Genomic DNA, 24,364 nt, shown 5'->3' on the forward strand with positions numbered 1-24,364 from the left:
CCCGCGCCCCTAACGGGGCGCTTCGGTGCCGTGGTCGTAGACGGTGACCGGGATTTTGCGGGACACCAGGCGCTCGTTGATCAGCGGCTCGATGCGCGACCACTTGCCCCCGGCCAGTCCGCAGCCTATCCGCGGCATGTGGACCGACGCGCCGAGTTCGAGGGCCTTGTCGGCCAGGCCGGCCAGCGCTGTGTCGATGGCCTCGTAGCGGACCGGCACGCCCTTGCTGCCCGTCCTGGTCCCGCGCTGGCCGATCATGTTGGCCACCCATATGTACCGGTCGACGCGGATCAGCTGGGTCGCGCCCAGGGCGAAGTCGTTGTTGGCGCGGTCGCGGTGCCAGGCGCGGTACTCCCTCTCCGGCTCCGGCCAGCGGCGCGACAGCGCCAGGACGAAACCCTTTCCCCAGCCCCCCAGGTCGTTGCAGACATGGGCGATCACCTTGACGCCCTTGCCCGACGGCGCGGTGGCGTCACCCCGGATGTAAGTGATCTCCGAACTCTCCGACATGACGCCACCGTAGGCGATGCCACTGACAGTGGCGCTGACCTGCTACTCCGTCAGCTGGGAGAGTTCCTGGTCGGCCGTCGCGGAGACCCTGCGGCGGACACCGAACCAGCCGGCCACGAGCAGGGCCGCGATCACGGGGATGAGCAGCAGGGTCTTGCGGCCGACCTCCGGGTCGTTCCACATCATGCCGAGGCAGACCAACAGGAAGGTGACCGTGGCGATCTCGGTGTACGGGCTGAAGCGGAGGCGGAACGCGGGGCGCTCCAGCAGGCCCGCCCTCGCGCGCCGGACGAAGATCAGGTGGCAGAGCATGATGATCACCCAGGTGCTGATGATGCCGAGGGAGGCGACGTTCAGCACGATCTCGAACGCCTGGCTCGGCATCAGGTAGTTCAGGCCGACACCGAGCACGCAGACCGCGCAGGTCAGCAGGATGCCGCCGTAGGGGACCTGGCTGCGGTTCATCCGGGCCGTGAACTTCGGGGCGGAGCCCGCCGTCGCCATCGAGCGCAGGATGCGGCCCGTGGAGTACAGGCCGGAGTTCAGGGAGGACATGGCGGCGGTGAGGACGACCAGGTTCATCACGTCACCGGCACCCGAGACGCCGATCTTGGAGAGGACCGTGACGAAGGGGCTCTCGTCGGCCGAGTAGACCGAGCCGGGGAGGAGCAGGGCCAGCAGGACGACCGAGCCGACGTAGAACAGGCCGACACGCCACATGATCGAGTTCACCGCGCGCGGGACGACCTTCTCCGGCTCGGCGGTCTCGCCGGCCGCGACGCCAACCAGTTCCAGGGCCGCGTACGCGAAGATCACGCCCTGCATGACGAGGACGACCGGCATCAGGCCGTGCGGGAAGACGCCGCCGTGGTCGGCGATCGCGCTCAGGCCCGGGGTGTGGCCGTCGACCCTGTGCTGGGTGGCCAGCAGGAAGATGCCGATCAGCATGAAGCCGACCAGGGTCGCGACCTTGATGATCGCGAACCAGAACTCCATCTCGCCGAAGATCTTCACCGAGATCAGGTTCACCGCCAGGACCACGGCCAGGGCGACCAGCGCCAGCGTCCACTGGGGGATGCTGGTGAACATGGACCAGTAGTGCGTGTAGAGCGCGATCGCGGTGATGTCGGCGATGCCGGTGGTCGACCAGTTCAGGAAGTACATCCAGCCGGCGACGTAGGCGCCCTTCTCGCCGAGGAACTCGCGCGCGTACGACACGAAGGAACCGGAGGAGGGCCGGTACAGGACCAGCTCGCCGAGGGCGCGGACCACGAAGAAGGCGAAGATTCCGCAGACCAGGTAGGCGAGGGCGAGTGCCGGGCCGGCGTTGTGGAGGCGTCCGCCGGCTCCCAGGAAGAGGCCGGTGCCGATCGCGCCGCCGATGGCGATCATGTTGACGTGGCGGGCCTTGAGGTCCTTGCTGTAGCCGGCGTCGCCCGCGTCCGCGGGCGCCTGGGCCGCGTCGGTCCGGGTGGCGACGGCCTGTGCCGTGTTCACGGCGTCCTTGCTCACAGGTGGTTCCACTCTCTGGTGCGCCCGAGCGGGTCGCGCTCGGGTGTCCGGACGTACTCGGTCGGCGCGCTCGGTGGTGGGCACAGACCAAGGCCCCACCTTCCCCCGCTGACCAGGGAGTATGCGATGGCACAGGTCACAGAGCGGCACTTCTCACAAGGTCATGACCGTGATATCCGGGTGAACATCTGTCGAACAGATGCCCAGCCGTCTCGGGTGAGCCGCAGGTGTCACAGTGCCGGTGTGACAGCGATACTGCTGCGCATGACGACCGACACCGACAGTGGTTCCGGGGAGCCGGCGCTCACGATCGACGAACTGGCCGCGCGGGCGGGCACCACGGTCCGCACGGTCCGGTTCTACGGCACCAAGGGGCTGCTCCCGCCGCCGGTGATCGGCCCGCGCCGGGTCGGCCACTACGGGCCGGAGCACCTGGCCCGGCTGGCGCTCATCGAGGAACTCCAGCACCAGGGCATGACGCTGGCGGCAATCGAGCGCTATCTGGACCGGCTGCCGCCCGGCCTCAGCGACCATGACCTGGCGATCCACCGGGCCGTGGTCGCCTCCTGGGCGCCGGACGCCGAGGAGACGGTGACGGCGCAGGAGCTGCGGCGGCGGGCCGGGCGGCCGCTGGACGGGGAGGACGTCGAGCGGCTCGTCGCCATGGACGTCGTACGGCCCGAAGGCGACGCCTACCGCATCGACCCCGGCCTGCTCCGGCTCGCCGTGCAGCTCCTCGACGTACCGCTGTCCGAGAAGGCGATCCTCGCGGCGCGCACGGTGCTGACCGAGCACTCGCGGGCCGCCGCCCACGAGCTGTCGCAGCTGTTCCGGACCGAGGTGGCGGAGCGGGCCGAGGAGGACGTGAAGTCCCTGTCCGCACACATGCAGCCGCTGATCGTGCAGGCCCTGCTGACGACCTTCCAGCGCTCCCTGAGGGCGGAGGTCCACCAATGGCTCCCGGAATCATGCCCGGAGTCGGAGGAAGGCCGACCCTCCTGACACGTTGAGCGTCTGCCCGGTCAGGAAGCCGCTGCCCTCGTCCACCACGTACAGCAGGGTGGAGACCTGGTCGGCCGTCTCCTGGGTGCGCGGCACGACCTGCTGGGAGCGGCCGAGGTCGAAGCCGCCGTCCGCGCCGACCGTGCGCTCGGCGGTGGCGGTGCGCACCATGCTGGGCGCGATCGCGTTGACGGTGATGCCGTACGGCCCGAGGGCCGCGGCCAGCGCGCGGGTGAAGCCGATCAGGCCGGTCTTCGAGGCGACGTAGGGGACCATGTCGGGTGGTGCGGTGAACACGGCCGCCGACGCGATGTTGACGATGCGGCCCCATCCGGCCGCCCTGAGATGAGGCAGCGCGGCCCGGGTCACCAGGAAGGGCGCCTCCAGGTTGACGCGCATGACCCGCCGCCAGTCCTCGGCGGTCGTCTCCTCGAAGGGCGCGCCGGGTAGACGCCCGCGTTGTTGACGACGACGTGCAGGGTGCCGAACGCGTCGGTCACATGCCGCAGTGCTGCCCGAGGCCCTGTGCCGCTCCGGCCACCAGTGCGGTCCGCGTCTGCATGCGGTGAGTGTGGGGAGGCCAGCGGCAGGTCGCGGGCATGCTGGAGGTCGTACACCGCTTTCGCCGCCGGGCGGGCGAGGCCGGTCAGGTCGCCGGAGAGCATGGGGTCCTGCTGGAGGTGGCGGCGGTCCTGCTGGCCCGCCGTGACCACCAGCGGGGTGCGGGAGCGGCGCGCGTTGGGCAGGCCGATGAGACCGTTGGCCAGGCCCGCGGCGATGTGCAGGCTGACGAAGGCGGGGCGGCCGGTGCCGCGGGCGTAGCCGTCGGCCATCGAGACGACCGCGCCCTCGTGCACGCCGGGGACGTACTCGGGGGTGTCGGCGGCCTCCGGCAGGGGGGCCAGGAACGGCAGTTCGGTCGTGCCGGGGTTGCCGAAGATCCGGTCCACGCCCTCGCTGCGCAGGATCTCCAGCAGGGCGAGGGCGGGGCGGTATCCCATGGGGACTCCTCCGGGGGGCGGGACCGGGACCGGTTCGGTCAGCGTCCGGTTCCGCCTCCCCCGGGAGCAAGCCCGGCGTGTCGCTCAACGACACAGGCCGGTCGGCCGGGTGACGCGCTCGGCTCAGCGCGCGTCGGTGAAGGTCTCCCCCTTCTCCGCCTTCTCGACCAGCAGCGCGGGCGGGGTGAACCGCTCGCCGTAGGTCTCCGCGAGCTCACGCGCGCGTGCCACGAAGCCGGGCAGCCCGGCCTCCGCCCCGCCGTAGGCGTCGTAGCCGTTGACGTACTGGAGCACACCGCCGGTCCAGCCGGGGAACCCGATGCCGAAGATCGATCCGATGTTGGCGTCGGCGACCGAGGTCAGGACGCCCTCCTCCAGGAGGCGCACGGTGTCCAGCGCCTCGGAGAAGAGCATCCGCTCCTGCATGTCCCGGAACGGGATCTCGTGGCCGGGCTCGGTGAAGTGCTCGCGCAGGCCGGGCCACAGGGCGGCGCGGCTGCCGTCCTCGGCGTAGTCGTAGAAGCCGGCTCCGCCGCTGCGCCCGGGCCGCCCGAACTCGTCGACCATGCGGTCGATGACGGCCTCTGCCGGGTGCGCCTGCCAGGTGCCGCCGGCCTCCTCGACGGCCAGCTTGGACTCCCGGCGGATCTTCTGCGGCAGGGTGAGCGTCAGCTCGTCCATCAGGGAGAGCACCTTGGCCGGGTAGCCGGCCTGGGCCGCCGCCTGCTCGACCGAGGCGGGCTCGATGCCCTCGCCGACCATGGCGACGCCCTCGTTGATGAAGTGGCCGATCACCCGGGAGGTGAAGAAGCCGCGCGAGTCGTTGACGACGATCGGCGTCTTGTTGATCTGCCGGACCAGGTCGAAGGCGCGGGCGAGGGCCTCGTCGCCGGTGCGCTCGCCCTTGATGATCTCGACGAGCGGCATCTTGTCGACGGGCGAGAAGAAGTGCAGTCCGATGAAGTCGGTCTGCCGCTCGACGCCCTCGGCGAGGGCGGTGATGGGCAGGGTGGAGGTGTTGGAGCAGAGCAGCGCGTCGGGGGCGACGACGGACTCGATCTCCTGGAAGACCTTGTGCTTGAGGGCGGTGTCCTCGAAGACGGCCTCGATGACGGCGTCGCAGCCGGCCAGGTCCTGCGGGTCCCCGGTGGGCGTGATCCGGGCGAGCAGCGCGTCGGCCTTCTCCTGGCTGGTACGGCCCTTGGCCACGGCCTTGGCGCACAGCTTCTCGGAGTAGCCCTTGCCCTTCTGGGCGGCCTCGGCCGAGACGTCCTTGAGGACGACGTCGATGCCCGCGCGGGCGCACGAGTAGGCGATGCCGGCGCCCATCATGCCCGCGCCGAGGACGGCGACCTTGGTGACCTTGCGGGGCTCGACGCCCTTGGGGCGGTTGGCGCCGGAGTTGACGGCCTGGAGGTCGAAGAAGAACGCCTGGATCATGTTCTTCGAGATCTGCCCGGCGGCCAGCTCCACGAAGTAGCGGGCCTCGATGACCTGGGCGGTCTCGAAGTCGACCTGGCTGCCCTCGACAGCGGCGGCGAGGATGCGGCGCGGCGCCGGGTAGGGGGCGTTGTTGGTCTGCTTGCGCAGGGTGGCCGGGAACGCGGGCAGGTTGGCGGCGAACTTGGGGTTGGCGGGCGTGCCGCCGGGGATCCGGTAGCCCGGCTTGTCCCAGGGCTGCTGCGACTCGGGGTTGGCGTCGATGAACGCGCGGGCCTTGGCCAGCAGTTCGTCCGGGGTCGCGGCGACCTCGTGGATCAGGCCGTTCTGCAGCGCGCGCGTGGCGTTGTACTGAGTGCCCTGGAGGAGGACCTTCAGCAGGGCGTCGGCGATGCCGAGGAGACGTACGGTGCGGACGACTCCGCCGCCGCCGGGGAGCAGGCCGAGGGTGACCTCGGGGCAGCCGATCTTGGTGCCGGGGGTGTCGAGGGCGACCCGGTGGTGGCAGGCGAGGGCGAGCTCGTAACCACCGCCCAGGGCCGCGCCGTTGATGGCGGCGACGACGGGCTTGCCGAGGGTCTCGATGCGGCGCAGGTTGCGCTTGATGGCGAGGCCGCCGTCGAAGAGGTCCTGGGCGGTCTCGGGGGTGACCCGGATGAGGTCGCGCAGGTCGCCGCCGGCGAAGAAGGTCTTCTTGGCGGAGGTGAAGATGACGCCCCGGACCGAGTCCTTCTCGGCCTCCAGGCGGTCGGCGATGGCGGCGATGGACTCGACGAAGGCCGCGTTCATGGTGTTGGCGGACTGGTTGGGATCGTCGAGGACGAGAGTGACGACACCGGTGTCGTCCTGTTCCCAGCGGATGGTGGTGCTCTCGGTCATGGCTCGTGTCTCCGTGAAGTCTCTTGGTTCCGCGGGGATTTCAGACGCGCTCGACGATGGTGGCGATGCCCATGCCGCCGCCCACGCACAGCGTGGCGAGGCCGTAGCGCTTGTCCTGGCGCTCCAGTTCGTCGACGAGCGAGCCGAGGATCATCGCGCCGGTGGCGCCGAGGGGGTGGCCGAGGGCGATGGCGCCGCCGTTGACGTTGACCTTGTCCAGGGACAGGCCCATGTCCTTCACGAAGCGCAGCACGACCGCCGCGAACGCCTCGTTGATCTCGACGAGGTCGATGTCGTCGATGGTCAGACCGGCCTTGGCGAGGGCCTTGCGGGTGGCGGGGGCGGGGCCGGTGAGCATGATGGTCGGCTCGGAGCCGGAGACGGCGGCCGAGACGATCCGCGCGCGGGGGGTGAGGCCGTAGCGCTCACCGATCTCCTTGGAGCCGATGGCGACCAGGGAGGCGCCGTCGACGATGCCGGAGGAGTTGCCCGCGTGGTGGACGTGGTCGATCTTCTCGACCCAGTGGTACTTCTGCAGGGCGACCGCGTCGAACCCGCCCAGTTCGCCGATGTCGGCGAAGGACGGCTTGAGCTTGGCGAGCGAGTCGGCGGTGGTGCCGGGGCGCAGGTGCTCGTCGTGGTCGAGGACGGTGAGGCCGGCGCGGTCCTTCACGGGGACCACGGAGCGGTCGAAGCGGCCCTCCTTGACGGCCGTCGCCGCGCGCTCCTGGGAGAGCGCGGCGTACTCGTCGACGTCACGCCGGGAGAAGCCCTCGATGGTGGCGATCAGGTCGGCGCCGATGCCCTGCGGCACGAAGTTGACGGCCAGGTTGGTCATCGGGTCGTTGAACCAGGCGCCGCCGTCCGAGGCCATCGGCACTCGGGACATCGACTCGACGCCACCGGCGAGGACCAGGTCCTCGAAGCCGGAACGGACCTTGGCGGCGGCCATGTTGACGGCTTCCAGGCCGGACGCACAGAAGCGGTTCTCCTGGACGCCGGCCACCGTGTCGGGCAGTCCGGCGGCGATCGCGGCGATCCGCGCGATGTCGGAGCCCTGGTCGCCGACCGGGCCGACCACGCCGAGAACGATGTCGTCGATGGCGGCCGGGTCGAGGTCCGGGAAACGGCCCTGGGTCTCGTGGATGAGACCGACGACCAGGTCGATGGGCTTCGTGCCGTGCAGGGCGCCGTTCGCCTTGCCGCGGCCGCGCGGGGTGCGGATCGCGTCGTACACGTACGCTTCGGTGCTCACTGACAAGCCTTTCAACGAGGGTTTTTACGCGGTAGGGGGTCAGAGCCAGTTCTTGACGGTCTCGACCAGGCGGGCCGGGTCCGGGCCGACGGGGGTGATGTCGAGCATGGTCACGCCAGCCTCGCGGTAGGCCTCGATGCGGTCGCGGACGTAGCCCTCGGGGCCGCACAGGGATATGAGCTCGCAGAACTCGTCGGGTACGGCCGCCTCGGCCTCCTTCTTGCGGCCGGAGAGGTACAGCTCCTGGATGAGCCGGGCCTCCTTCTCGTAGCCGTAGGCGACGGCGAGGTCGTTGTAGAAGTTCTTGCCGGGGGCGCCCATGCCTCCGACGTACAGGGCGATCTTGGGGCGGACCAGGTCGCGGGCGGCGGCCGCGTCGTCGCCGATGGCGAGCGGGCCGCCCGCGACGATCCCCAGCGGTCCGAGGGCCGGGTCACGGCGGGCGGCGCCCTCCGCCAGCGGGGTCCCCCAGACCTCATGGGCCCGCTCGGGGATGAAGAAGATGGGCAGCCAGCCGTCGGCGATCTCGGCGGTCATCCGGACGTTGGCCGGGCCCAGCGAGGCGACGTAGAGCGGGACCTCGGCGCGCACCGGCTTGGTGAGGATCTTCAGGGGCTTGCCGAGGCCGCCGGGGCGGGGCATGTCGGTGATGCCGTGGTGGTCGATGACCTCGCGGCGCAGGATGCGCCGGGTCAGCTCGATCGTCTCGCGGGTACGGCCGAGCGGCTTGTCGTACGCCTTCCCGTGCCAGCCCTCGACGACCTGCGGGCCGGAGGCGCCCAGCCCGATGATCGCGCGGCCGCCGGAGACCATGTCGAGACCGGCGGCCGTCTGGGCGATCAGGGCGGGGGTGCGGGAGTAGACGTTGAGGATCGCGGAGCCGATCTTCATCCGCTCGGTACGGGCGGCCAGGTAGCCCATGAGGGTGGGCGAGTCGAAGCCGTAGGCCTCGGCGACCCAGACCGCGTCGAGGCCCGCCGGTTCCAGTGCGGCCGCCCGGTCGGCCGCGGCCCGCGGGTCGCCCGCGTAGTCGAGGAAGGTGGAGAGCTCCATCAGGTGGGGTCCTTGTCGTGGTCGTCGAGCAGTGCGGGTACGTCCCAGTCGCGGGCCACGCCGGTGGTGTCCGCGCCCGGCTGCGCGGGGGCGGTGCGCACGGCCGTGGGGGTCGCGGAGAAGCGGGGGGCGGGGGCGGGCTGGGTGATGCCGCCGTGGTCGGTGAAGGTGCCGCGGGCGGCCAGATGGGGGTGGTGCGGGGCCTCCCGGAGGGACAGCACAGGGGCCACGCAGGCGTCGGAGCCCTCGAAGACGGCCGTCCACTCGGCCCGGGTGCGGGACTTGAAGCGGGCAGCGACCCGCTCGCGCAGCTCGCCCCAGCGGGTCCAGTCCTTGCGGGCGTCGGCCAGGTCGTCGAGGTCGCCCAGCAGCTGAAGGAACTCTGCGTAGAACTGCGGCTCCAGGGCGCCGACCGCCATGTAGCCGCCGTCGGCGGTCTCGTAGGTGCCGTAGTACGGACAGCCGCCGTCCAGCAGGTTGGCGGCGCGCCGGTCGTGCCAGCCGCCTGCGGCGACCATGCCGTGGATCATCGCGGCCAGGTGCGCGGTGCCGTCCACGATGGCGGCGTCCACGACCTGGCCGGTGCCGGTCGCGCGCGCGTGGTGGAGCGCGGCGAGGACGCCGACGACGAGGTAGAGGGAGCCGCCCGCGTAGTCCCCGAGGAGGTTGGCGGGGACGGCCGGGGGTTCGTCGGGGCGGCCGATCATGCCGAGGGTGCCGGTGAGGGCGATGTAGGCGATGTCGTGGCCTGCGCGGTGCGCGAGGGGCCCCTCCTGGCCCCAGCCGGTCATCCGGCCGTAGACCAGGCGGGGGTTGCGGGCGTGGCAGTCCTCGGGGCCGACGCCGAGGCGCTCGGCGACGCCGGGGCGGTAGCCCTCGATCAGGATGTCGGCGCGTTCGGCGAGGTCGAGGACGCGGGCGGGACCGTCCGGGGACTTCAGGTCGACGAGCACGGAGCGCTTGTTGCGGTTGGTGACGTCGTACGCCGGGTCGATCGCGAGTCCGTGGCCGCCGGGCCGGTCGACGCGGACCACGTCGGCGCCCAGGTCGGCGAGGAGCATCGCGGCGAACGGGCCCGGTCCGATACCGGCCAGCTCGACCACGCGCACACCGGAGAGCGGGCCGTGTCCTGGCGTCCCTGCCGTGGTCATGCCGCCCCCAGTCATGTGACACAACTGATGTAACACCAACGATGTTAAGAACACGTTCCACTGGACACAAGAGTAGACGAGCAAGCGCTTAGTCAAGATACCCGGTGGGGGTGCGTCCGCACTCCTCACGCTAGCCTCAGCCACCGACAACGGCGCGGGTTGCAGGACCGAGAGGTGTCATGAGCAGGCTGAGAACGGACCGTCCGTACGACATCGTGCTTTTCGGAGCCACCGGCTTCGTCGGCGCGCTCACCGCCGAGTACCTCGCCGAGCACGCTCCCGAGGGCCTGCGCTGGGCGATCGCGGCCCGGGACGCGCGCAGGCTCGAAGAGCTGCGCGAGCGGCTGCCGGGCGGCGCGGAGGTCGGGCTGCTGCGCGCCGACGTCGCGGAGCCCGCCACGGTCCGCGCCCTTGCCGAGCACGCGCGCGTGGTGGCCACGACGGTCGGCCCCTACGGCCGTTACGGCGAGGACCTGGTCGCGGCCTGCGCGGACACCGGGGCGGACTATCTGGACCTGTGCGGTGAGCCCGAGTTCGTGGACCTGACGTACGTGCGGCACGACGCACGCGCGCGTGAGACGGGCGCCCGCCTGGTGCACGCGTGCGGCTTCGACTCGATCCCGCACGACCTGGGCGCCTACTTCACGGTCCGGCAGCTGCCGGAGGGCGTACCGCTGACCGTGGACGGCTTCGTGACCGCCGACGCGACCTTCTCCGGCGGCACCTTCGCCTCCGCGCTGGACCAGTTCGCGCGCCCCCGGCAGATGTTCGCCGCCGCCCGGGACCGCGCCCGGCACGAGCCCCGGCTGATGAGCCGGCGGGCGAGCGCTCCGACGGGCGCCCCGCGTTTCGCGCCCGAGGTCGGCGCCTGGGCGCTGCCGCTGCCCACGATCGACGCGCAGATCGTGCGCCGTTCGGCGAAGGCGCTGGACCACTACGGCCCCGACTTCCGCTACCGGCACTACGCGGCCGTCGACCGTCTGCCGGTCGCGCTCGGCGGGGTCGCGGCCGTCGCCGCGGTGGCCGCGGCCGCCCAGGTGCCGCCCGCCCGGCGCTGGCTGTCGGACCGTCTGAAGCCCGGGGACGGGCCGAGCGCGGAGAAGCGGGCCCGCAGCTGGTTCACGGTCCGGTTCGTCGGCGAGGGCGGCGGACGGCGCGTGTTCACGGAGGTCTCGGGCGGCGACCCCGGCTACGGCGAGACGGCGAAGATGTTCGCCGAGTCGGCGCTGTCGCTGGCCTTCGACGACCTGCCGCCGACGGCCGGCCAGGTCACCACGGCCCAGGCGATGGGCGACGCGCTGACCGAGCGGCTGCGCGCGGCCGGGATCGGGTTCCGGGTGGCGGCGATCCGCTGACCGCCTAGGACTGCCACTGGATCACGGTGTAGAGCATCCCGGCCACCCACCCGGACCCCACCACCACGGCGAGGACCAGCGCGGCCGTCACCGTGCGCTCGACGGGCTGGGCGGAGGCGGCAACGGACTCGGAGGCACGGTGTGTGGTCATGCGGCAAGCCTGCCGCCGGACTGTAACGGCGGCATCCGTACTCGTACTCAGAATCGCTACTCAGGCCTGAGCTTCACGCAGCGCGGCGCGGCACAGGGCGTCCGCGCGGCGGGTGGTCTCCGGCAGCCGGTACTTCGGGGTGAGCGCGAGGGTGTGGGCGCAGGCGTTGTCCAGGCTCACCCGGTGGCCGACGGAGACGAACACCGGCTTGACGCCGTGCCGGGTGCGCAGGGCGCGGCCGACCTCCTCGGCGCCGGCGAGCAGCGGTGCGTGGCTGCCGCGCGGGGCGTCCGGGTCGTCGTACGTGAAGGCGAAGGGGTTCTTCGCGACGCCGATCGTGGGCAGGCCGGTGAGGACTCCGAGGTGACTGGCGAGGCCGAAGCGACGCGGGTGGGCGAGGCCGTAGCCGTCGCAGACCACCAGGCCCGGCGGGCAGGGCAGGGCGTCCAGGGCGGCCCGTACGGTGGGGATCTCGCGGAAGGCGAGCAGTCCCGGCACGTACGGGAAGGAGACCCGACCGACGGCGGTCGCCTCGGCGACGACCTCCAGGCTCGCCGCGTCCAGCACGACGGCCGCCGCCGCGACCAGGTCCCGCTCGTCGTCGTAGGCCACGTCGACGCCCGTGACATGCCCGGTGCCGGGCGCCGGACCCGGCTCGTCAAGGATCACCCGCCCCCGCAGCTCGTCCTGCACGGCCAGGGCCTGTTCCTCGGTCGCGGGCCAGCCCGCGGGTACGCATACGGTCGTCATGGTGGCCCCGAGCGTACGGCTCGCCACGCGCGCGTGGCGCGGCCGAGTGACCGGGTCAGCTCTTCCTGTCGTCCAGGGCACGTTGCAGCTGGGCCTTGTTCATGTCCGAGCGGCCCTGGATGCCGCGCTGCCTGGCCTCCTCGTAGAGCTGGTCGTAGGTCGGGCCCTGAGCACCGCTGTGGGACCGTTTGCCGCCTCGCCGACCGGACGGCATGTCCTGGATCGACGTACGACTGGCGGTCTTCGACTCGCCGGAGCGGGCGCGTTCCTTGTTGACGGTCCGGGCGGCGATCTCCTCGGCGCGCGCCTCGCTCTCTCCCCGGTCGAGCGCGCTGTCCTTGATGTGCTCGTACTGGCGTTCCCGCTTGGGACTGGATCCGCGTGGCATGACCACCGCTCCCTTCGTGGGTGTGCGGCCGTCGGGTACCCGCGGGTCAGTGCTCCAGGCGTGCCGCCCGCCCCTGCTCGCCGGCCGCCCAGCAGCTGAGGTCGGGTGTGCAGGCCACGGTGTCGTACGAGCCGGTGTCGACGGTCCGCCAGGTACGGCCGCCGTCGGTGGTCAGGTCGGTGCCGGTGGGGCCGACGGCGAGGGCGGTGCTGCGGCTGTGCGGGAGCCAGGCGGCTCCGGAGCGGTAGGCGGGCGGCGGGGTCGTGGCGGGCTGCCAGCTGCGGCCGCCGTCGGGGGTGAGCGCGGCCGCCTGCGGCGAGGGCTGGTCGGCGCGGTAGTCGCCGCCGACCGCGAGGCCGTGGGTGCGGTCGCGGAAGGCGAGGGCGAAGACGCCCTTGGCGGGGTCGCCCGCCGGGATCGGTGTATCGGCGGCGGTCCAGGTGCGGCCGCGGTCGGTGGAGTGCAGCACGCGCGCGTGCGCGCCGCCGCCGGTGGCGAGCCAGGCGTCCTTCGGCCCCGAGGTGACCAGGCACTGGCCGCTCGCGGCGAAGCCCGCCTCGCCCTCCAGGGCGGGCGGCATGCCGGTGTCCGGCAGCACCCGCCAGGAGCGGCCGCCGTCACTCGTGGACAGGATGCGGAACTTCCCGTCGACCGGGTCGCTCATGGCGAGGCCGTGACGGCGGTCGAAGAAGGCCATGCAGTCGTAGAACGCGGCCGGGTCGGTGTTGCGGAAGGACTCGGTCCAGGTCGTCCCGCCGTCGTCGGTGCGGTAGACGCGGGACGCCTCGCCCTCGCCGATGGCCAGCACCACCGCGCGGCGCGCGTCGAACGCCTCGACGTCCCGGAACTGCAGTTCGCCCGCGCCCGGCGGGGAGACGTTCCGCCAGCTCGTCCCGCCGTCCGTGGTGCGCAGCACGGTACCGGCGGTACCGGCCAGCCAGGCGGTGTCGCGGTCGACGGCGGCCAGGCCGCGGAAGCGCACGTCCGGCGTGCCGGTGTCCTTGAGTGCCCAGTGCGGTGCCTGTGCCGCGGCCCGTGCGGAGCCGACGGTCAGCGCCCCCAGTGCCGCCCCGCACGCCACCCCCACGGCCACCACGCGGCTTGTACGTCCCATTCGTCCTGCCCGTCGCGTGCTCCCCAAGCGCCTCATGGCGCGCGAAGCTAGCCCACTCCCCCGGTGGCGTCCAGAGGGCCCACCGGTCCCACCAGAAGTAAGCCGATGGTGTGAATACCTCCGGTGACACACGTCACCCGCTCTTCATGTGCACGGATCGGCGACTTCCGTCGTCTCTTCCAGTACCAGGTCTCACACGCCAGGAAATTCGTACAGCCATCACGAGGGAGCAAGGCGTTGTCCACCGTCATAGAGCAGCCCGTAGAGGCCCGCCTGGTCGCGGCGTCGCCGCGCATGCCGAGCATTCCCGCCACCCTGTGCTACGACCGCGAGGACCCGTTCGCCGTCCGTATGACCTTCCCGGCCCCGGCCACCCTGGAGGGCGTCGACGTCTGCTGGACGTTCTCCCGGGAACTGCTGGAGGCCGGCCTGCACGCCCCGGAGGGCAAGGGGGACGTGCGGGTGCGGCCGTACGGCTACGACCGGACCGTGCTGGAGTTCCACGCCCCCGAGGGCACCGCCGTCATCCATGTGCTGACCGGTGAGATACGCCGGTTCCTGGAGGCGACCGGCGCTCTGGTGCCCGTCGGCCTCGAACACCTCCAGCTGGATCTGGATCACGACCTGACGGAGCTCATGCGCGACGCCTGCTAGGCGCCCGCCCCCGCGCCGCTCAGATGTTCCGGCGGCCGGCCATCAACTGGTTGAGCTCCCCGAATTCGAGGCCACCCGCCAGCGTGTCGTACGTCCCCGCACCCAGCAGCTCCTGTGCGGCGAGGCGGGTCGCGGCGTGGACGGCCTGGGCGACGGCCGAGCCGACGCTCACCCGGGCCACGCCCAGCGAGGCCAGCTCCGCGACCGGCGGTGCGCCGGGGCCGGCCATCACGTTCAGCGGCGCGTCGATCCCCTCGGCGAGGAGTTCGACGGTCTTCGGGTCGACGGCCCCGGGGACGAAGATCCCGTCGGCGCCCGCGGCGAGGAAGGCGGCGGCCCGCTCCAGCGTGAGGTCCACTCCCCCGGCACCCCTCAGGAAGGTGTCGATCCGGGCGTTGACGAAAACCGGCACCCCCGCGGCATCGGCGGCCTCACGGGCGGCGCTGATCCGGCCGGCCTGTTCGGCGACGGGACGCAGCGGTCCCGTTCCGGCCTCGTACAGGGCGTCCTCGATGTTCACCCCGACCGCGCCTGCCTCGATCACGGCGCGCATCGTGTCGCCGACGGCCGCCGGGTCCTTGCCGTAGCCCGTCTCGACGTCCGCGCTCACCGGTACCTCGACGACTTCGGCGATACGTGCGACGGCGGCGAGCGCCCGGTCGCGGTCCAGCCGGTCCCCGTCCGCCGAGCCGAGCGCCCAGGACAGTCCCGCGCTGGTGGTCGCGACGGCGGCGGCGCCCGCGTCCTCGACGATACGGGCGCTGGTGACGTCCCAGGCGTTCGGGAGGACCAGCGGGGTGCCGGGGATGTGCAGGGCGCGGAAGGCGAGGGCACGGTCGCGAAGGGTGTCGTGGTTCGTCATGGGGACGACTCAACCAGCCGGAGCGGGGCGGTGACTGGCAGGAATCCGACATGCATGTGGGGCTCCGGCCGGACCCCGCTTTTAATGCGTTGACGCCTCGCCGAACCCCCTCGTACGGTGTTCCACGTCCTGTTGTCGCCGATTGGAGAAGGACGTTGCTCGTCTGAGGTCCTGAGACACCGCGCCACACCCATGAGGTGTGTCCGTGGCGTACGACCTCGGCGTGTGAGCCGTCCCCCCGGCGCAGGATCTCTCCTGGCCCTTTCGGCTGCCTCGTGGTGTCTCGACACGCGTTTGCCCCCCCCGACACCGCAAGCAACCGCGAGGCGCCTTATGTCTTCTTCCGTCACCTGTACGTCCCTGTCCTTCGCCTGGCCCGACGGCTCCCCCGTCTTCGAGGGCCTCGACGTCGCCTTCGGCCCCGGTCGCACCGGCCTGGTCGGCGTCAACGGATCGGGGAAATCCACCCTGTTGAAAATCGTCGCCGGTGAACTCGTCCCCGCCGACGGCACCGTGAAGGTCGCCGGCGAGGTCGGTCACCTCCCGCAGAACGTCACCCTGGACACCGCGCTGCGCGTCGACGAGGCACTCGGTATCGCCGCCCGGCGGGCCGCGCTGCACGCCATCGAGGCGGGAGACGTGTCGGAGGCGCACTTCGAGACGGTCGGCGACGACTGGGACGTCGAGGAGCGCGCCCTGGTCACCCTCGGCGAACTCGGCCTCGGCCACATCGGTCTGGACCGGACCGTCGGCGAGGTCTCCGGCGGCGAGTCGGTACTGCTGCGGCTGGCCGCGCTGCTCCTGAGGCGGCCGGACGTGCTGCTGCTCGACGAACCCACCAACAACCTCGACCTGTACGCCCGCAGGCGGCTGTACGCGGCCGTCGAGTCCTGGCCGGGCGTGCTGATCGTGGTCAGCCACGACCGCGAACTCCTCGACCTGGTCGACCAGATCGCCGATCTGCGCGCCGGGGAGGTCACCTGGTACGGCGGCACCTTCTCGGCGTACGAGGAGGCCCTCGCCGTCGAACAGGAGGCGGCCGAGCGGATGGTGCGGGTCGCCGAGTCCGATGTCCGCAAGCAGAAGCGCGAACTGTCCGACGCCCAGGTCAAGCTGGCCCGGCGCAAGCGGTACGGGCAGAAGATGTTCGAGCAGAAGCGCGAGCCGAAGATCGTCATGGGGGCGCGCAGGCGTGCGGCACAGGAGTCCGCGGGCAAGCACCGCATCATGCACGAGGAGCGGCTCGCCGAGGCGAGGGAACGGCTGGACGAGGCGGTGGAGGCGGTCCGGGACGACGACGAGATCCGCGTGGAGCTGCCGTTCACGGCCGTGCCGCCGGGCCGGAACGTGCTCACGCTGGAGAACCTGGAACTGGCCCACGGTTCACACGTCAAGGGGATCGTCGATCTGCGCGGGCCGGAGCGGATCGCGCTGATCGGGCGCAACGGCTCGGGCAAGACGACGCTGCTGCGGACGATCGCCGGGGAGCTGGCGCCGGTCGCGGGGGCGGCTCACACGCACGTGCCGTTGCGTTTCCTGCCGCAGCGGCTGGACGTGCTCGACGGGGAGCTGTCCGTCGCCGAGAACGTGGCCCGGTTCGCGCCGGGCGCCACCAACAACCGGGTCCGGGCGCGGCTGGCCCGCTTCCTCTTCCGGGGCGCCCGCGCCGACCAGAAGGCGGCCACGCTCTCCGGCGGCGAACGCTTCCGGGCGGCCCTCGCCGCGCTGCTGCTGGCCGAGCCCGCCCCACAGCTGCTGATGCTGGACGAGCCGACGAACAACCTCGACATGGCCAGCGTGCGGCAGCTGACCTCGGCCCTGGAGTCGTACGAAGGTGCCCTGATCGTGGCCAGTCACGATCTGCCGTTCCTGGAGTCGATCGGGATCACCCGGTGGCTGCTGATGGCCGACGGGGAGCTGACCGGCACCACACCGGAGGAGGTGGCACGTCTCGGGGAGGGCACAGCCTGACAACGGGGGTTTTGTCGGCACCGGCCCGCCCTGCATGATGGCGGTCCGGGGCCCCCACAACGGGCGCCGGACCGCGCCCCCGACCCCGGAGACCTGTCGTGCCCAGCAAGAAGGCCCTCATCCGCCGCCCCAGCCCGCGCCTCGCCGAAGGCCTGGTGACGCACATCGAGCGGGAGAAGGTCGACGTCGAGCTCGCCCAGGAGCAGTGGGAGGCGTACGCGGAGAGCCTGCGCACGCACGGCTGGGAGACCATCGAGGTCGACCCCGAGGACGACTGCCCGGACTCGGTGTTCGTCGAGGACACGGTCGTCATGTACAAGAACGTGGCGCTGATCACCCGGCCCGGCGCCGAGGCTCGGCGTGCGGAGACCGCCGGGGTCGAGGAGGCGGTGGCCCGCCTCGGCTGCTCGGTGAACTGGATCTGGGAGCCCGGCACTCTGGACGGCGGTGACGTCCTGAAGGCCGGCGACACCATCTACGTCGGCCGGGGCGGGCGCACCAACGCGGCCGGGGTGCAGCAGCTGCGGGCCGCGTTCGAGCCGCTCGGCGCGCGCGTGGTCGCCGTACCGGTGAGCAAGGTGCTGCACCTGAAGTCGGCGGTCACCGCGCTTCCCGACGGAACGGTTCTGGGGCACATACCGAACGTGGACCGACCCTCGCTGTTCCCGGGCTTCCTGGCGGTGCCCGAGGACGCCGGCGCCCATGTGGTGCTGCTCGGCGGCGGCAAGCTGCTGATGTCCGCGAGCGCCCCGAAGACCGCGGAGCTGCTGGCCGATCTCGGCCACGAGGTGGTCACGGTGGACATCTCCGAGTTCGAGAAGCTCGAGGGATGTGTGACGTGCCTCTCGGTGCGGCTGCGGGAGCTCTACGTCTGACCGGGTGACCGGTTCACCCGGTCGGCCCCCGGACCTGCGGGTCCCATGACTGTTTGACATGTCCCGATTCGCCTTGCGCACGGTACCTGATCAGCAGTGTTTACAGCGCACTTAACCTACGGCTTCGTAACCTACGGATTCGTAGCCTACGATCACGTAGGTTCCGGCACCGCTCGCCGGCCTTCTCCCGTTCACAGCCCCCTGTTCGGCGTCCCCCTGGAGTTCTCGTGACGATCACTTCTCCCCATCTCGGCAGCTCGTCCGCCTGGACCGACGCCCGGCTGCTGTACGCCCTGGAGGAAGTGGTCGAGCAGGAGCTGAACCGCCACCTCAAGGTCGCCAAGGACTGGATGCCGCACGAGTACGTGCCCTGGACGGACGCCCGTAACTTCCCCGGCTTCTTCGAGGACGGCGAGGCCTGGGGCAAAGAGCAGTCCAAGGTCACCGAGATCGGCCGGATCGCCCTGGTGGTGAACCTCCTCACCGAGGACAACCTGCCCAGCTACCACCACGAGATCGCCTCGCTGTTCGGCCGCGACGGCGCCTGGGGCACCTGGGTGCACCGCTGGACCGCGGAAGAGGGCCGGCACGGCATCGTGATGCGCGACTACCTGCTCGCCTCCCGCGCGGTCGACCCGGACAAGCTCGAGGCGTTCCGGATGTCGCACATGAGCGAGGGCTTCGAGTCCGACAACCGGCACTCGATGCTGCACTCGGTCGCCTACGTCGCCTTCCAGGAGCTCGCGACCCGCATCTCGCACCGCAACACCGGCCACCAGTCCGGCGATCCGGTCTGCGACCGCATGCTGTCGCGCATCGCGACCGACGAGAACCTGCACATGGTCTTCTACCGGAACCTGCTCAAGGCGGCCTTCGAGCTCGCCCCCGACCTGACCATGCAGGCGGTGCGGGACGTCGTGGTCGACTTCCGCATGCCCGGTCACGGCATCCCCGGCTTCGAGCGGGCCGCCGCGCAGATGGCGATCGGCGAGGTCTACAATCTGCGCATCCACCACGACGACGTGCTGCAGCCGGTGCTGCGCCACCTGAAGGTCCTGGAGATCGACGGCCTCGGCCCGGAGGGTCTGCAGGCGCAGGAGGAACTCGGGCTGTTCATGGGCGGGCTCAACGCGGAGGCGTCGAAGTTCGACGAGAAACTGGCCGCGCGCAAGGCACGGATGGCGGCGCGCGCCGGCGCCTGACGGACCGCGCGACGGGGCGCTGCGAGTAACGCGCACGCTGTGGGGCGCTCTGAAACGCACCCTCGCGCGGGGCGTGCCGGGGCGCACTGCCCCGGCGGGGGCGCTCCGAGACCGGTTCCCTCAGCCGGGGCGTACCGGGGCGTGCGGATTTTCCGTGCGCCCTGTCGGTGGCCTGCGGCATCATGCGCGCATGCGTGCTGACAACACCTCCGACCGGGCGGTCGGCTTCCTGCTGGACCTGATCGACTCCGCGGACGCCGACCGGGTACGCGCGCGTGTCGGCCTGCCCCTCCCGGCGCCGGAGGACCTCCGAGAGGCCCGGCGCAGACTCCCCTGGAGCCTGCCGGCGTTGCCGTCCTCCGTGGTGCTGTGGATGCTCCAGGAGGACGACCCGGATCTCAACGCCGTCGTCTGGCGCCTCCTTCCCGACCGGGACACTGCGCTGCGGCGGGCCATCCTGGACGGGGTGCCGTTCGGCCCTGGCCGGCTGCTCGCGGTGGAGGTCGACCCGGTCCTGCGTGACGACTACGAGGCACCGCAGGTCCCGGACCGGGTCGCCCGCATCGGGCTGGTCCCGGCCCTGCGCGAGTCGGCCTCCATGGCCGCCGCGCGGGAGGCCACCTCCATGGTCTACCGGCGCGAGCACTGGCAGACCGTCGCCGAGGCGGACCGCGAGAACTCCCTGCCCGGTTACGTCCGTTGGGCCCTCTCGATCCGCCCGGACTGTCCGCCCTCGCTGCGCGCCCAGTTCGGCACCCACCGCAAGTTCGACTTCCGGGTCCGCCAGGCGGGAATCCTGGACGGCCCCGCCGAGTACGCCTTGGATCACGGCCCCGCCCTGGACGTGCTGAAGGTGCTGTCGATGGGACACGTGATGTTCCCGAGCCGGTCGGCCGAGGCGGAAGCCGCCCTGCGCCCCCTGGTCCGAGATCACCTGGGCGACCGCGAGGAGGCCTGGGCGGTGCTGGCCCAGCTGATCGGCACCTTCCACGGCACGGTGGGGGAACTGGTCGTGACAGCGGGGGCGATCGCCTAGGCGACCCGTTGCCGGGCGGCCCGCTGCTTGTACTGCTCCGGATAGCGCTCGGTGAACTTCACCGCCCAGACCAGCAGGGCGACGGGGACGACCCAGTTGAACCAGTCGCTCTGCCCCGGCAGCCTGATGGCCAGCCAGGTGGACAGGGCCATCAGCGCGAAGACCACGCCCCAGGCCACGGTCAGCACCTTGTTGACGTGTGCGAAGACGGGCGAGGCCCAGAACTCGCGCGGTACCGACTGGCGGGCGTACTGCGCGGTGAAGGGGTCGGAGAGCAGGGAGCCGAGGGCCACGACGGCCACCACCGTGTTGGAGACGACCTGGGCATACGTCTCCAGCCAGATCAGTTCATGGCGGTGCAGGGCGAGCGCGAGCACGCAGAGCACGGCGAAGAACACGATGCCGACCATGTCGAGGAGGAAGTACCGGCCCCGGAGCATGTCCCTGCCGGAGAGCACGACCGCGGCGATCAGCGCGGCCAGTGCCGCGTACTGCCAGGTGCTGGGGGCGGCGACGACACCGAAGATGATCCACGGGGCGAAGGAGAAGAAGACACCCCCGGTGCTGACGGGCTTCTCGGCCCGGGTCGTGGTGGCGGACCGCTGTTCCGTGTGTCCCATGGGAGCTCCTCCCATCGCCACGTCGCTCTTCTTCCAGCGTGCCCCGTGAACGAGCCGCCCGCATGCCTTCCGCCTGCGACACGGCTCCGGGGCTCCTGGAGTGGGAAGACGGACGTGTGCCGGGTTTCGACGCCGGCGGCCTGGGCCGGCAACCGCCATACCCCCGCGGCTCCGGGGCTGTCTCTCAGGGGGGCGGGGCGGCCGGATTCGAACCGGCGTGTTCTGGTTCTGGAGACCGGTGCGCCTGCCTCTGCGCTACGGCCCCGCCCTTGCGGCAGATCGTAATGCCTTGGCCCGTTGTCAGTGCCGGCTGGTACCAATGAAGCACTGGGGGAACCGCGCGGCGGGGGACTGCACATGGCGTACGGAGAGCGGGGGCGGCCACGCCCTCTGGTGGCCGATCTGTCCGATCGCAAGGCACTTGAGGCATACCGGCCGGCGGATCCGGCGGTGGTGGCCGAGGCGCGGCGGCTGAAGGAGGCCGCGCTGCTGGACTTCGGGCTGACCGAGTCCGCGGTGGCCTCGTGGCTGTACTCGAAGTGCCCGCACCAGATCCCGACGACGGCGGTGGACACGGCGGCCGTGGTGGCGTCGGGCGACGGCACCTGTCTGCTGCTGTACAACCCGGACTTTTTCGTCGCACTCGGCCTGGACGGCGTGAAGTTCGTGCTGTTCCACGAGGCCCGGCATCTGGTGCACCGCCATCTCCTGGCCGACGCCGAGCTGCGCGAGGACCCGGTGTTCATGCTGGCCGCCGAGGTCGCCATCAACCATGTGGCCCTGGTCCGCCTCGGCCGCGAGGCGCTGCCCCTGCTGGACGGCCGGCCGACGGGCGTCGATCCGCGCCGGGTGCACGACGCCTACCGGCAGGACCTGACCGCGCACGGCCTGGAGCCACTCGCCTTCGAGGTGTTCATCGAGACGGACATGCGGATCTACGGCGAGCTGAAGCGCATGTGCGATCCGCCGGTGCCACCGCCGCTGTGCCCGCATCTGGTGGCCGGCCTGGTCCCCGCCGACCAGGAGACGGTCGACGCGGTGACCTCGTCCGCACTGCTCAACTCCCTGCTGGCGGCCCGGCGCGGACACGCGGGCGCCGAGCGTGAGCTGCTCGACCTCATGAGCCGTACGGAGGAGGGTTCGGCGCGGGCCGCGAAGCTCTGGGGAAACCTGGGCGCGGGGGTGCTGCGCGGCGAGACCACCCGCACCCGGACCGTCGACTGGTGGCAGCGCTGGCTGGTCGACGTGCTGGGTTCCCGGCTGCGCGACGGCGAGCGCCTGGTGTACCCGAAGAAGCGCGGCGCCCTGCTCGCCGCCCTGGGACAGGACCCGATGCTCGCGCGGCACGGCCCGGTGCGGGACAAGGTGCTCGTCATCGCCTACGACACCTCGGGGTCGATGCCGGACCAGGTGATCGACTGGCTCACCCGGCTGGTCGGCCGGATCGACGGGGTGGAGGCGCACTGGCTGTCCTTCGACGCCGTGGTGATGCCGTTCCGGCCCGGCGAGAGGGTGTACGGCGGTGGTGGCACCAGCTTCCAGGTGGTCGCGGACTACGTGGAGGGCCGTACCGAGGTGGCGGGCCGGCGCTGCGAGGTGACCCCGGACGCGGTCGTCGTCCTGACCGACGGCTACGCACCGCCGATCACACCGGCCGAGCCGGAGAAGTGGATCTGGCTGATAACGGACGGCGGCAACGACTGGCCCGATACGCACACACCCGCGATGGACTGCCATCGCGTCACCACAGGATCGCGGTAGATGACCACAGAGGCAGAGACCACAACCACCGAGGGCGGGAAACCGGCGGAGGCGTCCCGGCTGGAGTCCTTCATCGACGCGATGATCGACATGGGGCAGACGGGGCAGATCTTCGGCGAGCACGGCATCGGAAAGACGGCGACGTTCTTCTCGCACATCGCCCGCGCCCACCCGGACACCACACTGGTGTACGTGCCGGCGGCGAACCTGACCCCGGACGACCTGCTGGTCAACGCGCCGGTCAGGGACCCGCGCACGGGTGAACTGGTGCTGCGCCAGCTGGTGATGAGCCGGCTCAGGCCGGGCCGGCCGTTCGTGCTGCTCATCGACGACTCACTGCAGGCGGGCGACACGATCCAGTCGCAGCTGATGCAGATCGCCTGCAACTGGTCGCTGGGCGAGCACGATCTGCGCGCCCTGGGCTGCGTCGGCGTGTTCCTCACCGACAACGAGTCACTGACGGAGACCTCGGCGCGCCGTGGGGATCTGGCGCTCCTAGACCGCATGGTGACGATGCGGATCACGGCGAACGACACCTCCTGGCGCCGGCATCTCGCGGCCAGGTACCGCCCGTGGGACCTGCGTCCGGTGTTCTCCCTGTGGGCGTCGCTCTCCCCCGCCCTGCGCGAACTGCTCTCCCCGCGCACCATCGACCACGTCCTGGCCAACGCGCGCGAGGGCTTGCCGTTGCGCTGGGGCCTGCCTCTGGTCGACGGCCAGCGGCTGCGGCTCGCCGAACCGGGCCCGGACGGCAGACCGGGCCAGAACCGCACGGCCGAGATTCTCGACCGGATCGCCGCGAGCATCGGTGTGGCCAATCCGGCGACGATCGCGGACCCGGTGCGGCAGGTGGTGCGGGCGGCCCTGCGCAACCGCTGGACGGTGCTGCTCCAGGGACCGCCGGGCTGCGGCAAGACGGAGCTGGTGCGGGAGACCCTGCGCGAAGGCCTCGGCCGGGACCCGCTCTACTTCTCCCTGCCGGTGACGAACGTCGAGGACCTGTGCGCGCCGGTCCCCTCCCCGGACGGCACCCTGGACAACCTGCTGGCCGCGCCCTTCACGGGTCCGGAGCCCAAGGCGATCGTCTGGGACGAGTACAACCGGCCCAAGGACAAGGCCGCGTTCGCCAAGCTGATGGAGGTCACCCAGGAGTGGTCGCTGGCGGGGCGGCGGATCGAGCACCTGAGGGCGCAGATAGCCGTGCAGAACCCGCCGTACCACCTGGGCCGCAAGCTGCTGGTGTCGCGGAACAACATCGCCCAGGCGACCCGTTTCACGGCCTCGCTCACGGTCGATCCCGAGGACATCCCGGCCAACGAGTGGCTGCTCGCGAAGTACGGCCGGGACGCCGAGACGGTCCTGGAGTGGTGGAAGCACGACATCGACGACGAGGGACGCGCCTGGATCACCAAGCGGACCCTGGAGCGGCTGATCAAGCTGCACCGCAAGGGGCTGCCGCTGGAGATGGGCACGGTCTACCTCGGCGACGGCGAGTACGCGCCGGTGCCGCTGACCGCCCTGATCGACCGCTTCAAGGGGCGCCCCGTCACCGGTCTGCGCGAGCTGGCCCGGGACGTCGACGCCTGGGAGACCCGGCTGCGCCGGGCGGCCGCGCTGTCCGACGAGGGCGGTGACGACAGCGACGTGGTCCACCAGATCCTCGCCAACGCCGAGCTGTCCCAGCTGAAGAGGCATCGGGCGGTGGTGATCCGGCTGGTGTCGCTGCTCCCCGCCAAGCTGCGCGCGACCTACCTGGTGGGGGCCTCGGAGCGGCAGCAGCGGTACTGGTCGGAGGTGTTCATGGAGACCCGCAGGCGCTGAC

Annotated in this window: 21 protein-coding genes, 1 tRNA gene and 2 pseudogenes; 9 read left to right on the plus strand and 15 right to left on the minus strand. The window is 71.5% G+C overall.

All coding sequences use genetic code 11. From position 1 onward, the window contains the following. Positions 1-9: 9 nt before the first annotated feature. Entirely contained in the window at positions 10-510 is a 501-nt protein-coding gene (locus tag EDD90_RS05910; RefSeq protein WP_123972083.1) for a macro domain-containing protein, read from the minus strand. A 42-nt stretch (positions 511-552) separates the two neighbouring features. Next, on the minus strand, positions 553-2,022 hold the full coding sequence (locus EDD90_RS05915) for an amino acid permease (protein ID WP_123972084.1): 1,470 nt from the start codon (positions 2,020-2,022) through the stop codon (positions 553-555). 264 nt (positions 2,023-2,286) lie between these two features. On the opposite strand from EDD90_RS05915, the gene EDD90_RS05920 reads away from it, so the two are divergent. Further along, positions 2,287-3,024, plus strand: a complete 738-nt coding sequence (locus EDD90_RS05920; RefSeq protein ID WP_123972085.1) for a MerR family transcriptional regulator — start codon at positions 2,287-2,289, stop codon at positions 3,022-3,024. Here the strand turns inward: EDD90_RS05920 and EDD90_RS05925 are convergent. The 6 genes and pseudogenes from EDD90_RS05925 to EDD90_RS05950 form a co-directional block, all read right to left on the minus strand. After that, positions 2,989-3,542, minus strand: a pseudogene (locus EDD90_RS05925) (SDR family NAD(P)-dependent oxidoreductase); the annotation flags it as partial. The gene EDD90_RS05920 and the pseudogene EDD90_RS05925 overlap by 36 nt on opposite strands. A 162-nt stretch (positions 3,543-3,704) precedes the next feature. Continuing rightward, positions 3,705-4,025, minus strand: a pseudogene (locus EDD90_RS05930) (thiamine pyrophosphate-binding protein); the annotation flags it as partial. A 123-nt stretch (positions 4,026-4,148) separates the two neighbouring features. Then, a complete protein-coding gene (locus EDD90_RS05935) occupies positions 4,149-6,344 on the minus strand; it encodes a 3-hydroxyacyl-CoA dehydrogenase NAD-binding domain-containing protein (RefSeq protein WP_123972086.1) in 2,196 nt (731 codons plus the stop codon). A gap of 40 nt (positions 6,345-6,384) precedes the next feature. Then, entirely contained in the window at positions 6,385-7,599 is a 1,215-nt protein-coding gene (locus EDD90_RS05940; RefSeq protein ID WP_123972087.1) for an acetyl-CoA C-acetyltransferase, read from the minus strand. 39 nt (positions 7,600-7,638) lie between these two features. Next, a complete protein-coding gene (locus EDD90_RS05945) occupies positions 7,639-8,652 on the minus strand; it encodes an LLM class F420-dependent oxidoreductase (RefSeq protein WP_123972088.1) in 1,014 nt (337 codons plus the stop codon). Further along, positions 8,652-9,803, minus strand: coding sequence for a CaiB/BaiF CoA-transferase family protein (locus tag EDD90_RS05950; protein WP_185148952.1), 1,152 nt, complete (start codon positions 9,801-9,803; stop codon positions 8,652-8,654). The genes EDD90_RS05945 and EDD90_RS05950 overlap by 1 nt, the downstream gene beginning before the upstream one ends. A gap of 179 nt (positions 9,804-9,982) precedes the next feature. Between EDD90_RS05950 and EDD90_RS05955 the strand changes: the two genes are divergently transcribed. Continuing rightward, positions 9,983-11,158: a trans-acting enoyl reductase family protein gene (locus EDD90_RS05955; protein ID WP_123972089.1), complete on the plus strand. Its 1,176-nt coding sequence runs from the start codon at positions 9,983-9,985 to the stop codon at positions 11,156-11,158. A 4-nt stretch (positions 11,159-11,162) separates the two neighbouring features. On the opposite strand, the gene mmpA is transcribed toward EDD90_RS05955, so the two are convergent. From mmpA to EDD90_RS05970, 4 genes are read right to left on the minus strand one after another with little or no spacing between them, the layout of a single operon-like run. After that, positions 11,163-11,309: a morphogenic membrane protein MmpA gene (gene mmpA, locus EDD90_RS55140; protein WP_185148954.1), complete on the minus strand. Its 147-nt coding sequence runs from the start codon at positions 11,307-11,309 to the stop codon at positions 11,163-11,165. A gap of 60 nt (positions 11,310-11,369) precedes the next feature. Next, complete coding sequence (locus EDD90_RS05960) at positions 11,370-12,059, minus strand: endonuclease V (RefSeq protein WP_123972090.1); 690 nt, start codon at positions 12,057-12,059, stop codon at positions 11,370-11,372. Positions 12,060-12,114: 55 nt separating this feature from the next. Next, entirely contained in the window at positions 12,115-12,447 is a 333-nt protein-coding gene (locus EDD90_RS05965) for a plasmid stabilization protein (RefSeq protein ID WP_123972091.1), read from the minus strand. Positions 12,448-12,493: 46 nt separating this feature from the next. After that, on the minus strand, positions 12,494-13,561 hold the full coding sequence (locus EDD90_RS05970; RefSeq protein ID WP_185148956.1) for an oxidoreductase: 1,068 nt from the start codon (positions 13,559-13,561) through the stop codon (positions 12,494-12,496). Positions 13,562-13,798: 237 nt separating this feature from the next. On the opposite strand from EDD90_RS05970, the gene EDD90_RS05975 reads away from it, so the two are divergent. After that, positions 13,799-14,215 carry an SsgA family sporulation/cell division regulator gene (locus EDD90_RS05975; protein ID WP_123972092.1) on the plus strand — a complete coding sequence of 139 codons (417 nt, stop codon included), beginning with the start codon at positions 13,799-13,801 and terminating at the stop codon, positions 14,213-14,215. 19 nt (positions 14,216-14,234) lie between these two features. On the opposite strand, the gene EDD90_RS05980 is transcribed toward EDD90_RS05975, so the two are convergent. Continuing rightward, entirely contained in the window at positions 14,235-15,077 is an 843-nt protein-coding gene (locus tag EDD90_RS05980; protein ID WP_123972093.1) for an isocitrate lyase/phosphoenolpyruvate mutase family protein, read from the minus strand. 333 nt (positions 15,078-15,410) lie between these two features. On the opposite strand from EDD90_RS05980, the gene EDD90_RS05985 reads away from it, so the two are divergent. The 4 genes from EDD90_RS05985 to EDD90_RS06000 all read left to right on the plus strand — a co-directional run bounded on the left by EDD90_RS05985 (position 15,411) and on the right by EDD90_RS06000 (position 20,161). Then, positions 15,411-17,048 carry an ABC-F family ATP-binding cassette domain-containing protein gene (locus EDD90_RS05985; RefSeq protein ID WP_123972094.1) on the plus strand — a complete coding sequence of 546 codons (1,638 nt, stop codon included), beginning with the start codon at positions 15,411-15,413 and terminating at the stop codon, positions 17,046-17,048. Positions 17,049-17,146: 98 nt separating this feature from the next. Beyond that, positions 17,147-17,923: a dimethylargininase gene (gene ddaH, locus EDD90_RS05990; protein ID WP_123972095.1), complete on the plus strand. Its 777-nt coding sequence runs from the start codon at positions 17,147-17,149 to the stop codon at positions 17,921-17,923. Between the two features lie 227 nt (positions 17,924-18,150). Continuing rightward, positions 18,151-19,125, plus strand: coding sequence for an acyl-ACP desaturase (locus EDD90_RS05995; protein ID WP_123972096.1), 975 nt, complete (start codon positions 18,151-18,153; stop codon positions 19,123-19,125). Positions 19,126-19,315: 190 nt separating this feature from the next. Next, complete coding sequence (locus EDD90_RS06000) at positions 19,316-20,161, plus strand: hypothetical protein (RefSeq protein ID WP_123972097.1); 846 nt, start codon at positions 19,316-19,318, stop codon at positions 20,159-20,161. Here the strand turns inward: EDD90_RS06000 and EDD90_RS06005 are convergent. Both EDD90_RS06005 and EDD90_RS06010 read right to left on the minus strand, forming a co-directional pair. After that, positions 20,158-20,781 (minus strand): hypothetical protein, encoded by a 624-nt coding sequence (locus tag EDD90_RS06005; protein WP_123972098.1) that lies wholly within the window; start codon positions 20,779-20,781, stop codon positions 20,158-20,160. The two genes, EDD90_RS06000 and EDD90_RS06005, sit on opposite strands and share 4 nt — an antisense overlap. Before the next feature lie 191 nt (positions 20,782-20,972). Then, positions 20,973-21,048, minus strand: a tRNA-Trp gene (locus EDD90_RS06010). A gap of 90 nt (positions 21,049-21,138) precedes the next feature. On the opposite strand from EDD90_RS06010, the gene EDD90_RS06015 reads away from it, so the two are divergent. Together EDD90_RS06015 and EDD90_RS06020 are read left to right on the plus strand one after the other, a co-directional pair. Further along, positions 21,139-22,542 (plus strand): DUF2201 family putative metallopeptidase, encoded by a 1,404-nt coding sequence (locus tag EDD90_RS06015; RefSeq protein ID WP_123972099.1) that lies wholly within the window; start codon positions 21,139-21,141, stop codon positions 22,540-22,542. Continuing rightward, on the plus strand, positions 22,543-24,363 hold the full coding sequence (locus EDD90_RS06020) for an AAA family ATPase (RefSeq protein WP_123972100.1): 1,821 nt from the start codon (positions 22,543-22,545) through the stop codon (positions 24,361-24,363). Position 24,364: the final 1 nt, after the last annotated feature.

Source organism: Streptomyces sp. Ag109_O5-1 (assembly GCF_003814875.1).
GTDB classification, from domain to species: domain Bacteria; phylum Actinomycetota; class Actinomycetes; order Streptomycetales; family Streptomycetaceae; genus Streptomyces; species Streptomyces sasae.

Bases quoted from the DNA above. Each gene is read 5' to 3' on its own strand.
- EDD90_RS05910 (WP_123972083.1), bottom strand. From the start codon at position 510: ATGTCGGAGAGTTCGGAGATCACTTACATCCGGGGTGACGCCACCGCG.
- EDD90_RS05920 (WP_123972085.1), top strand. From the start codon at position 2,287: ATGACGACCGACACCGACAGTGGTTCCGGGGAGCCGGCGCTCACGATC.
- EDD90_RS05935 (WP_123972086.1), bottom strand. From the start codon at position 6,344: ATGACCGAGAGCACCACCATCCGCTGGGAACAGGACGACACCGGTGTC.
- EDD90_RS05945 (WP_123972088.1), bottom strand. From the start codon at position 8,652: ATGGAGCTCTCCACCTTCCTCGACTACGCGGGCGACCCGCGGGCCGCG.
- EDD90_RS05950 (WP_185148952.1), bottom strand. From the start codon at position 9,803: ATGACCACGGCAGGGACGCCAGGACACGGCCCGCTCTCCGGTGTGCGC.
- EDD90_RS05955 (WP_123972089.1), top strand. From the start codon at position 9,983: ATGAGCAGGCTGAGAACGGACCGTCCGTACGACATCGTGCTTTTCGGA.
- mmpA (WP_185148954.1), bottom strand. From the start codon at position 11,309: ATGACCACACACCGTGCCTCCGAGTCCGTTGCCGCCTCCGCCCAGCCC.
- EDD90_RS05960 (WP_123972090.1), bottom strand. From the start codon at position 12,059: ATGACGACCGTATGCGTACCCGCGGGCTGGCCCGCGACCGAGGAACAG.
- EDD90_RS05965 (WP_123972091.1), bottom strand. From the start codon at position 12,447: ATGCCACGCGGATCCAGTCCCAAGCGGGAACGCCAGTACGAGCACATC.
- EDD90_RS05970 (WP_185148956.1), bottom strand. From the start codon at position 13,561: ATGGGACGTACAAGCCGCGTGGTGGCCGTGGGGGTGGCGTGCGGGGCG.
- EDD90_RS05980 (WP_123972093.1), bottom strand. From the start codon at position 15,077: ATGACGAACCACGACACCCTTCGCGACCGTGCCCTCGCCTTCCGCGCC.
- EDD90_RS05985 (WP_123972094.1), top strand. From the start codon at position 15,411: ATGTCTTCTTCCGTCACCTGTACGTCCCTGTCCTTCGCCTGGCCCGAC.
- EDD90_RS06000 (WP_123972097.1), top strand. From the start codon at position 19,316: ATGCGTGCTGACAACACCTCCGACCGGGCGGTCGGCTTCCTGCTGGAC.
- EDD90_RS06005 (WP_123972098.1), bottom strand. From the start codon at position 20,781: ATGGGACACACGGAACAGCGGTCCGCCACCACGACCCGGGCCGAGAAG.
- EDD90_RS06015 (WP_123972099.1), top strand. From the start codon at position 21,139: ATGGCGTACGGAGAGCGGGGGCGGCCACGCCCTCTGGTGGCCGATCTG.
- EDD90_RS06020 (WP_123972100.1), top strand. From the start codon at position 22,543: ATGACCACAGAGGCAGAGACCACAACCACCGAGGGCGGGAAACCGGCG.